At 59.3% G+C, this 12628-nt stretch carries 9 protein-coding genes and 3 pseudogenes; 10 read left to right on the forward strand and 2 right to left on the reverse strand.

The genetic code is table 11. The features are described 5' to 3' along the window. Window positions 1–145: 145 nt before the first annotated feature. Window positions 146–2392 carry an AAA family ATPase gene (locus tag BMW76_RS31480; protein ID WP_090872353.1) on the forward strand — a complete coding sequence of 749 codons (2247 nt, stop codon included), beginning with the start codon at window positions 146–148 and terminating at the stop codon, window positions 2390–2392. 400 nt (window positions 2393–2792) lie between these two features. Then, a pseudogene (locus BMW76_RS31485) lies at window positions 2793–4206 on the forward strand (ISNCY family transposase). 430 nt (window positions 4207–4636) lie between these two features. Here the strand turns inward: BMW76_RS31485 and BMW76_RS31495 are convergent. Further along, the gene (locus BMW76_RS31495) at window positions 4637–6031 is read right to left on the reverse strand and encodes a hypothetical protein (RefSeq protein WP_090872357.1); all 1395 of its coding nucleotides are present in this window, start codon (window positions 6029–6031) and stop codon (window positions 4637–4639) included. Window positions 6032–6236: 205 nt separating this feature from the next. On the opposite strand from BMW76_RS31495, the gene BMW76_RS31500 reads away from it, so the two are divergent. Then, window positions 6237–6458, forward strand: coding sequence for a hypothetical protein (locus tag BMW76_RS31500; RefSeq protein WP_090872359.1), 222 nt, complete (start codon window positions 6237–6239; stop codon window positions 6456–6458). Window positions 6459–6494: 36 nt separating this feature from the next. On the opposite strand, the gene BMW76_RS31505 is transcribed toward BMW76_RS31500, so the two are convergent. After that, a complete protein-coding gene (locus tag BMW76_RS31505) occupies window positions 6495–7169 on the reverse strand; it encodes an SEL1-like repeat protein (protein WP_245763454.1) in 675 nt (224 codons plus the stop codon). A 706-nt stretch (window positions 7170–7875) separates the two neighbouring features. Between BMW76_RS31505 and BMW76_RS31510 the strand changes: the two genes are divergently transcribed. The 7 genes and pseudogenes from BMW76_RS31510 to BMW76_RS42970 form a co-directional block, all read left to right on the forward strand. Further along, the gene (locus BMW76_RS31510; RefSeq protein ID WP_090872395.1) at window positions 7876–9420 is read left to right on the forward strand and encodes a ferritin family protein; all 1545 of its coding nucleotides are present in this window, start codon (window positions 7876–7878) and stop codon (window positions 9418–9420) included. Next, entirely contained in the window at window positions 9402–9662 is a 261-nt protein-coding gene (locus BMW76_RS31515; RefSeq protein WP_015004451.1) for a toluene-4-monooxygenase system B family protein, read from the forward strand. Before BMW76_RS31510 ends, BMW76_RS31515 begins: the two co-directional genes overlap by 19 nt. Before the next feature lie 7 nt (window positions 9663–9669). Beyond that, entirely contained in the window at window positions 9670–10005 is a 336-nt protein-coding gene (locus BMW76_RS31520) for a Rieske 2Fe-2S domain-containing protein (protein ID WP_090872361.1), read from the forward strand. Window positions 10006–10024: 19 nt separating this feature from the next. Beyond that, window positions 10025–10339, forward strand: a complete 315-nt coding sequence (locus tag BMW76_RS31525; protein WP_090872397.1) for an MmoB/DmpM family protein — start codon at window positions 10025–10027, stop codon at window positions 10337–10339. Between the two features lie 12 nt (window positions 10340–10351). Next, window positions 10352–11338, forward strand: coding sequence for an aromatic/alkene monooxygenase hydroxylase subunit beta (locus BMW76_RS31530; protein ID WP_090872363.1), 987 nt, complete (start codon window positions 10352–10354; stop codon window positions 11336–11338). Window positions 11339–11541: 203 nt separating this feature from the next. Further along, window positions 11542–11897 (forward strand): annotated as a pseudogene (locus tag BMW76_RS42965) (transposase); the annotation flags it as partial. A 232-nt stretch (window positions 11898–12129) separates the two neighbouring features. Further along, window positions 12130–12300: pseudogene (locus BMW76_RS42970) on the forward strand (IS6 family transposase); the annotation flags it as partial. Between the last annotated feature and the right edge of the window lie 328 nt (window positions 12301–12628).

The raw sequence follows: 12628 nt of genomic DNA on the forward strand, positions 1-12628 counted from the left end.
AGCACCTGCGAGCATGACGACTCGGTGGCTGGGATCGTCTCTGGCGTGGCAGCTTTGCCTGCCGCGCCTTCGATAAACTCACCAAGACTATCGATGATTTTGTTAGGATCACAGTCAACAAAAAAATAAACTGAGCGCTAATATCATGATCAAAAGTTTGTCGCGGATAAAAAAATTCGGTGTTTTCGAAGACTACGCGAAACCAGCGGGCCTAAACGAGTTTGGCGCGGCCAACATCATCTACGGATGGAATTACTCGGGCAAAACAACGTTGTCGAGGCTCTTCCAGTGCCTGGAAACCAAGGCGACGCATCCGGACTACCCCGGAGCGCAATTCGCGTTGGTTGACGAAGACGGTTCATCGGTCGATCAATCCAACGTGGGTGCTTACGGCGGCGTCGCCCGAGTGTTCAACTCGGATTTCGTCGAGAAAAATTTGAGTTGGAACGGAGCAACGTTTCATCCCATTCTGTTGTTGGGCGAAGACACTATTGAGGCGCAAAGCAAAATCGCGGCGAATGTGAAGCTCATTGAACGGTGCCGGATCGCATACGCGAAGCACCGAAGGTTGAGCGATGAAACTGAACAGCGGATGAGCCAAGATCGGACCGCTGCGGCCAAACAGATCAAGATTCGTCTTTCGCTGGTCGAAGCGTTCACTGCTTCGCACCTCAACGCCGTGCTCGCGGGCCTGGACGCAGGCAAAGCGGCCGAGGCGCGACTCAGCGAAGATGACTTGGCGGCGTGCCTGAAACAAGCCCTCGCCTCGGACAAGGACAAGCTGGAACCGGTGCCCTTGGTGCGCCTTCACCCGACGCTTTCCGGGTCGATCGCGAAATGCAAGCCGCTGCTTGAAAAAGTACCGCAATTGTCAAGCACGATTGATTACCTTAGGGAGAATCCCGCCGTCGCCAATTGGGTCGAGCATGGTCTGACACTGCATGACGACGCGGAAGCCTGCGAATTTTGCGGCGGTGAACTTGCCAACGAACGCATGGGCGCGCTTCGCGCTCACTTTTCTAAAGATCTCCTCAATTTCAAGAGCGAACTGAGTGCCACCAAGAAGTCTGTCGACGCGTTGCAGTTGGAGCTGACACCGTTCCAGAAGTCGAGTTTCTACCCAGACTTTCGCGACCGCGCAGGCGAGGCGCATCAAGAGCTGCTGTGCGCGATCGGCACCTTCAACGATCAAGTTCTCAAACTCTCCGCATCGATGGCTCGCAAGATGGAGTCGACTTTCGAGCAAGTGGAGTTTCCGGAGTTGTCGGATGAGCCCGAGAAAGACGTGGCGCGACGAGTGGCAGCGTTCAATGAAATCGTCGCGGCGAACAACGCGATCGGCGAGAGTTTTGGCAAGCTGAAAGCCAGCGCGGTGAAAAAAGCGAAACTGCATTTCGCCGCCGAGTTTTTCGCCACGGAACGTGACTCGGGCGCGGCGAAGCGTCTCGCTCTGCATGTCTCGCATCGCGAAAAGATGGAAAAGATCGGAAAAGCGTTAAAAGCCGAAAATCTCGAGCTGGAAGCGCAAATCAGCTTCGCGCAAAAAGGCCGAGAGAAGATAAACGCCCGAATCTCGAATCTACTCGGGAGTGACGAACTCCACATCGAAGTCGTCAAGGAAGGGGAGTCGGACCGGTTCCGGCTCGCTCGCCGAGAGGCGATCGCGAAAAACCTTAGCGAAGGGGAAAAGACAGCCATCGCCTTCGCGTTCTTCTTGACAAAGCTAGACGAGCTCGAAGATTTCTCAAAATCGATGATCTACATCGACGACCCTATATCCAGCTTGGACAGCAATCACATATTCCAAGTCAATTCGATTATTCGAGAAACCTTCTTCAAGCAAGACGAGCCCAAAGGAGAATGGAGGATCGCGTGCGCGCAGCTTTTCATTTCCACCCACAATTTTGAATTTTTCTCGCTTCTTCGCGAGTTGCCAGCGAAGAACAAAAGACGCTACTTCCAGACGAAGAAACTGTCGCCGACTGTTTCAACGTTCACGAATCTTCCCCCCTCGATCCTCAAATATTCTTCGGAGTATCACTATCTTTTTGGCGTGGTTCACAATTTCCACAACAGCCCGGACAAAGGCGAGCTGGAAACATTGCTCTCAGTTCCGAACGCAGTGCGACGATTTGTAGAGCTTTACAGCTACGCGCGCATCCCGCATTTCGTCGACGGAACCGTCGATCAGCGCGTCGATACCTTGTTTGGAAAGGAGAAGTCGAAACGAATTCTCAAAGTTTTGCATTATTTCAGCCATCTCAACGACATCGAGCGTCTGTCGAAGAACACAGACCTGATTTGTGACATCGAGCATGTCGTCGCTGATCTTTTCGAGTTGCTCGAAAAGGACCCGTTGCACTACGATGCCTTGAAGGCCTCTCTCGCGTGATCGACGATTGTCGCGCGTGTGGCCGAAGAGCGGCTTCTCGCGCTGTCGCGAGGCCCGCCGTTAACTCAAAGCTAACCAGGCGTGGTGGCCGAAGACTACGTGATCGCACAAGCTGCGAACATCAGGCGTAGCGAATTCGACTTGGCGATTTCTGAACCGGCGTCGCCACCTCGCCCGCTTGCCATCTTCGCTTCAAGGCCGTTTGATTGGCCACCATTACGGAATGGAACGGGATAAAGGCGGGCGCGCGGCGAACGCCCGCGCGCTTGACATAAAAACCGCTGGCGGGCTCGACAGTGTAGAAGCTTTTTAGTAATGTCCGATTCAGGCTAATTAGAAATGTCCGATTTTTGCCTCCTTAGGCTCACGCTGTCGCGATGCGTCGACCCGGGGGTGAATCATGAATGGGCGTGGTCTGATCACGGCGAGCATGCGCGAACTGGAACGAGTCAAGGTCATCGAGGCGGTCATTGAAGGCCGCCTGCGCTGCTTTGGCAGCCGAGCGGCTGGATCTTTGTGAGCGGCAGATCAGCCGGCTGTGCCGGCGTTATGAGGCCGATGGTCCAGCCGGACTGGTGTCGGGCAAGCGTGGCAAGCCGAGCAATCGTGAACTGCCCATCGATCTGCGTGCGCGGGCCATGGCGCTCGTGCGTGAGCGCTACGCCGACTTTGGTCCGACGCTGGCGCGCGAGAAGCTGGACGAATGCCACGGCATCCGGCTGTGCAAGGAAACGGTGCGCCAACTGATGACCCAGGCCGGCCTGTGGGTGCCGCGCAAGCAGCGCCCGCCGAAGATTCACCAGCCGCGGGCCCGGCGCGCGTGCCTGGGCGAACTGGTGCAGATCGACGGCAGCGACCACCGCTGGTTCGAGGACCGGGCACCGGCCTGCACGCTGCTGGTGTATGTCGACGATGCGACCAGCCGCCTGATGACGCTGCACTTTACGGCCACGGAGTCGACCTTCAGCTACTTTGAGGCGACGCGGGCGTACATCGAACGCCATGGCAAGCCGGTGGCGTTCTACAGCGACCGTGCCAGCGTCTTCCGGCCAACGTACAGCCGCACCGGCGCGCGCGGCATCACGCAGTTTGGCCGGGCGATGTACGAGCTGAATATCGACACCTTCTGCGCGAATTCAAGCCCCGCCAAGGGGCGCGTGGAGCGCGCCCATCTCACGCTGCAGGACCGGCTCGTGAAGGAGTTGCGGCTGCACGGCATCCAGACCATGGAAGCGGCGAATGCCTGGGCGCCCGCCTTCATGGCCGCCTACAACGCGCGCTTTGCGAAGCCACCGCGGAGCACGTTCGACGCGCACCGGCCGCTACGCGCGGACGAGAATCTCGACACGATCCTGACGTGGCGGGTGGTGCGCAAGGTGTCGGAATCGCTGACCGTGCTGAATGACCTCATGATCTGGCTGCTGGAGGACACACCGGCTACGCGCCGACTGATCGGCCGCCACATCGACGTGTGGGAGTATCCGGACGGACGCATTGAACTGCGTGCCGGTGGCGTCGCGCTGCCCTGTGTCGCGTTCGATGAGCTCGCCGAAATCGACCAGGGGGCCGTGATCGGGCACAAGCGGCTGGGCCATGCGCTGCAGGTCGCCCAGGCGCTGCAGGCGCAGCGCGACAATCGCCGGATATCCGGTTCGCCGTCGCGCACGAACCGCGGTGAACCGGTGCGCCCGAAGGCGCGGCGGCCCGGCACGCGGAAGCCGCGCGAAGTGACGCTCGAGGACTGGAATGCGGCGGTAAGGGGGATCCATCGGAACCCGGCAGGCTCGGTGCTAAAACCCCCTCCAGACAGATAAAAAGGACTGCAAAACAACCAATAACTACAACCCAAAACCGATCTCAACCCCGACATCTGTATTTAGCCGGAGCCCCGACATTTCAAAATAGCCTTGACAGACAGACAGACAGACAGACAGACAGACAGACAGACAGACAGACAGACAGACAGACAGACAGACAGACAGACATGACATGGCAGACAGACAACAACAGACAGATAACAGGCAAACGTCGAGCCGCTTGCGCCCGATGAACGCGGACGGCTCGAGAGTCCTGCCAGCAAATGGCGTCGTTCCGGGCGTCCGCGGCTGCATCATCTGATGGTCGTGCAAATTCTTGCGTCACGGTGACCACCGTTTCCCGTCTCACTGGGGCATCATGCAATTCGGCGCAAATCCAGACGGCCTGGCGCTCACGACGGATCGGCCGATCGACGCCGCCAACGACTTACAACAGGACCGCCTGCTGTAAAAGCTCCAGGGCTTTCAATTCGTCCAGCCGACCCGTGCGTGCCTTACCCGCCAGCGTCTTGATCAATGCTTCTGCTATCGGTGCAATACCGTGGAGATTGTCCAGGCTGGTCACGGTGGCGAAGGGGAGTGGAGCCGGACTTTGCTGCGGGTGCGCGGAGACGGGCAACGATTCGGGCATCGACCCGGAGGGTGCAGATGTGGCTGCCGGCACCGCTTCATCCTTTTCATCGAATGAACGGCTGGCAAGGTCCTCGGAGGAATCATTGACATCAGCTCGCGGGCTGACGACGATCGTCTCCGTGTCTTCCGCGACGTCCGCCGAAACAGGTGCGGGGCTTTCCGATGCATCCAGGGCGGTCGCACGCACGCGCCTCGTGCGCACTTTCCCGTCGACGAGATTCCCCCGTACACCATCGTTCGTTGCTGGCGCAGGCGACTCATGTTGTTGAACGGATGCGCGACCGCGTGGAGCAGGCGTAAGCAGACGCGACACTGACTCTGGAATGTCGGCTTCCGTGCGCGGACTGTCTAACCAGCCAGCTGGCAATCCGAGTCGCTCCGTGAACCGGTTTGTTTCCAAACTGTCCATGCGCTTCTTGCCATGTAGACGATCGGCGATGTTGAATCCACTCATCTCCATGACCACGCCGAGTCTGACTTTCGATCCGTTGCGACTGGTGAGAAGGTGGAGGTTGGCGCGTCGGATATTTTCCACCTCGGCGCTGTCGCTCAATGCTAGCGGCTGCTGTTGCGGCGTTTTAGGCGGCTTGTTTGTCGGACGCGAAGCTTTAACCGGCACTCCTGGTTTGGGCTGTTCGGGCTTTCCGCTTCGACTATTCTTGACGGTTCTCGGCGAACCGCCAGCTACTTTCTTTGGCATTTGCGCTTCCTCGGACAAACTATCCTCAGGAACTGGTTGCTGGTCGACGCTCCTGGCAGGAGCCGGCTCAAGTGCTTCGGCCTCTGCGTCGAATCCTTCATCGATCTGGACGAAGTCGAGCGGTGACTTCAGACGGGCGATGGTCTCGGCCGCGAGCGCAGGATTGGGCTGGTCAAAAAAGCCGTGCGGTAACCCGAGCGTGGTTTCCATGTGAAAGGCGGTCTCGGGCGTGAACCGCTCGCCTTTCATCAGTTCGGCCACGCGCGTCATGCTCGATTCGAGTGCAATGGCGATATTCTCTGCGCCTACCGCATCGACCAGAAACTGAAACGATCGTGTTTTGAAGATGGAGGCAGTCTGGGCGGGGTCTCGGGGCGGCGCCTTCACATACGGAGGTCCCGGCCGTTGGGGTGGAGGCTTTTTCTCGTGGTGAGGTTGGCGTTGGCCGTTGCGCCGGGATCCCGCATATCGCCCGCGGGCTTGACTCATAAAATACGGCTCCATGCGACGTTGATTCTGGACATGCTGATTATAGACGAGGCGATGTCGGGATTCGACGCCGTCCTCATGCTGTCACATTTTGGGATTAAGCTCTTCGCCCTCGGTAGTCAGCCAACGGTCGTGGGCGTCATGCAGCGCCCGTCGCCGTAAAACCTGGCGACCGGCGTTTCTCTCTTTGCGTCAGGAGCATCCCGTGTTGAGCGCCCACGAATTCGCAACATTGATGCTGGTCAAGGACTCCGCCGATCACATTGCTGATCGGGAAGAGCTTGGTGCGTTGCTTGAACGCCAGCTTGTTGCACTGGAGCGACGTGCGGGCGGAGCAGTGCGCCCTCGCATCACCGAGGACGGAGAGTCGCTTCTCCGCAACCTTGCCTTTATTAATAATGCGAAATATCCGTCGGGCGCCGCCTGAAATCTGCCAGCCGCACGACTGGCGGGCGGCAGGAACTCAACGCAGCGCTTCCAGGCGGCGTTGGCAACATTTGTCGTCGCCACCGCGTCGATAGCTCTGCATGGCCTTTGTGCGATCCGGAATGAATCCGTTGTCGTCCGCGCCCCACAGGCCTTCCCAGAAAAGCCCGAGATTATGTGCCGCGGCCTTGTGGCCCAGTTCAATGGCCTGCTCGTAGAGCGATCGCGCACGGCTCACATCAACATGCATACCCCGCCCGAGCCGTGCACTATCGGCCAGCGCGGCAGCGGACATGCCGCGCAGACGACTGTCCGCGGTTTCATCTTTCATCACATCGTCGAGAATCGCGTTCCCGGTCTCGAAGTCCGCCTCACCTCCTGTGGCCGTAACCAGGGAAATGGCCATCGCTACCCGCCAGGCCGGATGACGGTTCACCCCGATGCGCTCGAGTAACCAGCGGCCCAGACAAGCCGCGCCATCCAGTGTGCTGGTCAGGAGCGCGTTCGCGATCGCGGCGAGCGACTCGGGTGACAGGAATCCCGTCTTGTTAGCAGCGAGGACATGACGGGAGAATTTCTCAACATCAAGAGAGGGCTCAGCGCGACGCAACTGATGCCATTCACGCTCGATTGTGCCAACCCAGCTTTCCATCTGCATGGTGAGCGACCCTTTGGTGAAGAACGCACCCCATTGTAGCTCACCATTTTCCATTCGCAATGCCCATTCGCGCGTCTAACTAAGCCTGATGACGACGCGGCCGTAAACAGCTCACAAGGGATTTTTTTGAACTGGCCTCTTCTAAGTATCACGTTCGTGCGCTGGGGAAATGTTGCATATCCGACAATGTCGGATATGCAACACTGCAGTTGCCGTGACAAGGCGAATTAAGGAGGCGGATTTAGCTTATGCTGCAAGCCGCCTAACTCCGCCCAACGCATATCAACTCGATGCTCATTGAGCACTTGGCGGGCAGCGTGGGGCCGCGCTTGGCGAAACGGCGATTAACGGCCTTTACGGCCGAAGTCACTCATTTCGTGAAACCGCGAAAACTGTCAAGCTTACCATCTCGAAGCTCGTGTCGCAGTAAGGCGCTGGGGTAAGATTCACAGCCGCATTTGACGATTAAACAACGGCGAAACCGAAGAAGATACTGCCTCCGAGCGTCGCTACGGTGCTCAAACGCTGTCATCACCCAGCGGATGCGGCCCTGCTGTGCGTGGGGCGCTGCGCGTCCGACTCCCCAAGCGTGCGCAATCTCGTGTTCCACGTTCGCTTCGCCGCGATTCATAGATTTTTCGCCGCAGCCGCCAAGAAAGAAACACCGCGCATTGGCATTGACCTTGCTTTCAAGGGTCGCCCGGCGCAGTGCATATCGTGCCGGGCGACACATTGTCCATTCCAGCAGGGGGACATCACGATGGCGTTACTGGAACGAGCGGCATGGTATGACATTGCACGTGCCACCAACTGGACTTCAAGCTATGTGGCGGAGTCGGAGCTCTTTCCCGATCTTATGTCTGGGGCACAAGGCATTCCCATGGCGAGCTGGGAAACCTACGACGAGCCATACAAGACGTCATATCCCGAGTATGTGCGCGTGCAGCGCGAGAAAGACGCCGGCGCCTACTCGGTGAAGGGCGCGCTTGAGCGCAGCCGCATGTTCGAGGACGCCGATCCGGGCTGGCTGTCCATTCTGAAGGCGCACTACGGTGCAATTGCGCTCGGCGAATATGCGGCGATGAGCGCGGAGGCCCGAATGGCACGTTTCGGCCGTGCGCCCGGCATGCGCAACATGGCCACCTTCGGCATGCTCGACGAGAACCGTCATGGCCAGTTGCAGCTCTACTTTCCTCACGACTACTGCCCCAAGGATCGCCAGTTCGATTGGGCCCACAAGGCGTACCACACTAACGAGTGGGGTGCGATTGCCGCGCGCAGCGCGTTCGATGATCTGTTCATGTCGCGCAGTGCAATCGAAATCGCGGTCATGCTCACCTTCGCGTTCGAAACGGGTTTTACCAACATGCAGTTTCTCGGCCTCGCGGCCGATGCTGCCGAAGCGGGCGACTTCACCTTTGCAAGCCTGATCTCCAGCATTCAGACTGACGAGTCGCGCCATGCGCAAATCGGCGGCCCCGCATTGCAGATCCTGATCGCCAACGGCCGCAAAGAGCAGGCCCAAAAGCTCGTTGACATCGCCATCGCGCGCGCTTGGCGTCTGTTCTGCCTGCTCACGGGCTCGTCGATGGATTACGCCACGCCGCCCGTGCACCGCAAACAGTCGTTCAAGGAATTCATGCGGGAGTGGATCGTAGGCCAGTTCGAACGCACGCTGATCGACCTCGGACTCGACCTGCCGTGGTACTGGGCGCAGATGATCAACGAGGTCGACTACCAGCACCACGCCTATCAATTGAGTATCTGGTTCTGGCGGCCTACTGTCTGGTGGAATCCTGCTGCCGGCATGACGCCTGAGTGCCGCGACTGGCTCGAAGAAAAATATCCCGGCTGGAACGACACGTTCGGCAAGGCGTGGGACGTCATCATCGATAACCTGCTCGCCGGCAAGCCCGAACTCACTGTTCCGGAGACGCTGCCGATCATCTGCAACATGAGCCAGCTGCCCATTTGCGCGATCCCTGGCAATGGCTGGAATGTGAAGGACTATCCACTCGACTACAACGGCCGCACATATCACTTCAACTCGGAAATCGATCGCTGGGTGTTCCAGCAGGACCCCGTTCGCTACCGCGATCACCTCACGCTCGTCGATCGCTTCTTGGCCGGGCAGATCCAGCCGCCTGACCTGACGGGCGCGTTGAAGTACATGGGGCTCGCACCGGGCGAAATCGGCGACGACGCGCACCACTACGCGTGGGTCGAAACGTACCGCGACAAGCGTTACGAAAAGAGCCGTGAAGCGGCGATTCAATGGAGGACGACATGGCTCTTTTCCCTGTGATTTCCAATTTTCAGTATGACTTCGTATTGCAGCTCGTGGCCGTGGATACGGACAACTCGATGGACGAGGTCGCCGCCGCAGCGGCTCACCATTCGGTGGGCCGGCGAGTAGCGCCTCGACCGGACAAGGTGATCCGCGTGCGCCGCCAAGACGGCGAGCAGTTCTATCCGCGCGACGCGAAACTCGCCGAGACAGACATCAAGCCGATGGAAACGCTCGAATTCATCTTTTGCGACGACTGAGGCCAGCATGTTGTTCCAGAAAGTTTGCACCCTCGACGACCTGTGGGAAGGCGAGATGACCGAAGTGGAAGTGGATGGCCACGTGATCGTGCTGGTACGCCCCGAAGGCGGCGAGCCGCGCGCCTTTCAGGGCATTTGCCCGCACCAGGACATTCCACTCGTCGAAGGAAAATTCGACGGCCGCGTGCTGATGTGCCGCGCGCATCAGTGGACCTTTGACGCAAGCACGGGCAAAGGCATCAATCCGGGTGACTGCCGTCTCGCCGAATACGCCGTGAAACTCGAAGGCGACGATGTTCTGATTGCCGTCGAAGGCGTCGAACCATTCTTTGCCCATTCCTGAGTCCGCAGGGGAACACAACGTGACCATCGACAACACCGCCGAAGCGTACCGCAACAACCGCGTGGGTCCCGTGCTTCGCGCGAGCAGCATTACGGCCGGCGTCATCGAAGCCGCGCATGTGGACAACCCCGGCAAGGCAATTCGCGTGGACGACAAGCTCGCCTATGTGCGCATCGACGCGGACGGCGAACTGATCCTGCGCCGCGCGACGCTCGAGGAAACACTGGGCCGGCCGTTCAGGATGTCCGAGCTCGAAGTCAATCTCAGCGCGTTTGCGGGCCGCATCGAGACGACCGACGACTATGTGCGCTTTTACTACGAAAAGACGCTTTAGCTGGAGACGAGCATGACGCAACCCGTAGTCCTCAAGCCACTGAAAACCTGGAGCCATCTGGCGGCCCGGCGGCGCAAGCCAAGCGAGTACGAGATCGTCTCGACCAATCTGCACTACACGACCGACAATCCCGATGCGCCGTTCGAGCTGGACCCGAACTTCGAAATGGCGCAATGGTTCAAGCGAAACCGAAATGCATCGCCACTGACTCATCCCGACTGGAATGCGTTCCGCGATCCGGACGAACTCGTCTACCGCACCTACAACCTGCTCCAGGACGGGCAGGAAACGTATGTCTTCGGGCTGCTGGACCAGTTCTCCGCACGCGGGCACGACACCATGCTCGCACGGACCTGGGCGGGTACGCTCGCGCGCCACTACACGCCCGCGCGCTTCCTGTTCCATGCGCTGCAAATGAGCTCGGCTTATCTGACCCAGATGGCGCCCGCCTCCACGATCTCGAACTGCGCCGCTTACCAGACAGCGGACTCGCTGCGCTGGCTCACGCACACGGCGTATCGCACCAGGGAGCTGTCGCAGACGTTCGGCGACCTCGGCTTCGGCACCGACGAGCGGCACTACTGGGAAAACGATCCGGCATGGCAGGGCTGGCGCAAACTAGTCGAGCACGCACTCACCGCATGGGACTGGGCGGAGAGCTTCGTAGCGCTGAACCTCGTCGCGCGTCCGGCCGTGGAAGAGACGGTCTTGCGAAGCCTCGGCGTGGCGGCGCGGCGCAACGGCGATACGCTGCTCGGCCTCATCACCGATGCGCAGCTGATCGACGCCCAGCGGCATCGGCATTGGGCCGCCGAGCTCGTTCGCATGGCGCTCGAGCAGGAAAGCAACCGCACCGTGCTGACGGCCTGGGTGAGCAAGTGGGAACCGCTCGCCGACGAAGCTATCGCGGCCTGGTGTGCCGCCCTCCCCGACGCACCGGATGCCAGCGCGCGCGCGAAAGCGGCCGCGCGTGAGTTCAGGCGCGCCATCGGTATATGAGTGTTGGCACAAGCCGGCCCATGAAACATCGGAAGCACATAGTGAAACAGCAAATAACGATCGGGGGCGGTGGTGGTTTTTGTCGCAGTAAGGCGGTCTGTTATGCTCAAAGATTGAAGAAGAAGGGTGTGCTCGATAGGGTCTTTCACCGACCGGCGTATTCAGGCCATTTCGGGATCGCCGTAATCGAACCAGTGCATTCGTCGATCGGTCCCAACGGCGCTTGGTGCTGGTCAAGGAAGTGTTTGTCTGGCGACGTTTCGCAAACCGACGCGAGGTCGCCGGGTGTCTCTGACTTACACCCACGCGGTACCACAGCGGGGACAGGGAGATCGAACAGGGCATCAGCAAGGCCGGCAACAACCCCGCTAACGCGTACGATGCTCGTCGAACTGGCGTAGCCCTGGCGGCGCCTGCAGCCCGACAGCCTTCTGACCCAGTGGTACAACCGTATAACCGGCGCTTTGCCGGCAACGGCAAGCGCATGCGACGGGTGGGCATCGTCGCGTTGGCAAGGCGTCTCGCCATCGCGCTACGGCTCTACCTGGAGCACGGCTAGATTCCAGCTCGGGACTCGCTCAGGCCTGCGGCTCGGTGAAGTTCCAGGGCAGTACCGTTCGCCCGGCCCGCAAGGAACACGTGATGATCAAAGGTCGACGCGCCCGCAATGTCCGCGGGTCGCCATACCATGGTGAGCGCCGCAAAAGATGGGGCGCACCGATAACGTTTAGGTGGACACGATACTCCCAAGTGCTTTACCGGACTTCAAGATGAGTTGCCTGGCCGCTTACCATCAGCCCACGCGCAGGCGCGAACGCCAAATGCAGGGCTTTCGCGAGCGCGACGCACACAGCAGTCTTCTCGAACTTCGCTCCTATCCGACAGCACTTTGCTTTGCCGCGACACTCGGAGGGAATGCCGGACGCCATCGCACCGAACTGAAGGCGCGTCTGCTCGCATGACAGGACTGGGCAGACGTGAAAAACGGCTCACAGGCACATTAGTAAGGAATGGGTGTACGTTCTCTACATAGATCGAACTGTCTGTCTTACTGTAAGTTGACAAAGCCTTCTTTGCGGCTGCGGCGAGAAACCTTGAGATTGCGGCAGAGCACACCGCCACATCCACCGGGTAGTGCAAGCGTTCGAGCACCGTAGCGACGCCCTGCAGCGCTTTCTTAGCTTTCGGCATTGTGTGGACTTCACAAATGCGGGGGGTGAATCATCGCAGCCGCATTACTGCTGCACACCTTCAAGATTGGAAAGTTCGATAGTTTGCAGATCTAACGGC

The sequence above is a fragment of the Paraburkholderia diazotrophica genome (genome assembly GCF_900108945.1).
Lineage (GTDB): Bacteria > Pseudomonadota > Gammaproteobacteria > Burkholderiales > Burkholderiaceae > Paraburkholderia > Paraburkholderia diazotrophica.

Excerpts from the sequence above, each read along its gene's own strand:
- BMW76_RS31480 (WP_090872353.1), top strand. The coding sequence starts at position 146 with ATGATCAAAAGTTTGTCGCGGATAAAAAAATTCGGTGTTTTCGAAGAC.
- BMW76_RS31495 (WP_090872357.1), bottom strand. The coding sequence starts at position 6,031 with ATGAGTCAAGCCCGCGGGCGATATGCGGGATCCCGGCGCAACGGCCAA.
- BMW76_RS31505 (WP_245763454.1), bottom strand. The coding sequence starts at position 7,169 with ATGGAAAATGGTGAGCTACAATGGGGTGCGTTCTTCACCAAAGGGTCG.
- BMW76_RS31510 (WP_090872395.1), top strand. The coding sequence starts at position 7,876 with ATGGCGTTACTGGAACGAGCGGCATGGTATGACATTGCACGTGCCACC.
- BMW76_RS31515 (WP_015004451.1), top strand. The coding sequence starts at position 9,402 with ATGGCTCTTTTCCCTGTGATTTCCAATTTTCAGTATGACTTCGTATTG.
- BMW76_RS31520 (WP_090872361.1), top strand. The coding sequence starts at position 9,670 with ATGTTGTTCCAGAAAGTTTGCACCCTCGACGACCTGTGGGAAGGCGAG.
- BMW76_RS31530 (WP_090872363.1), top strand. The coding sequence starts at position 10,352 with ATGACGCAACCCGTAGTCCTCAAGCCACTGAAAACCTGGAGCCATCTG.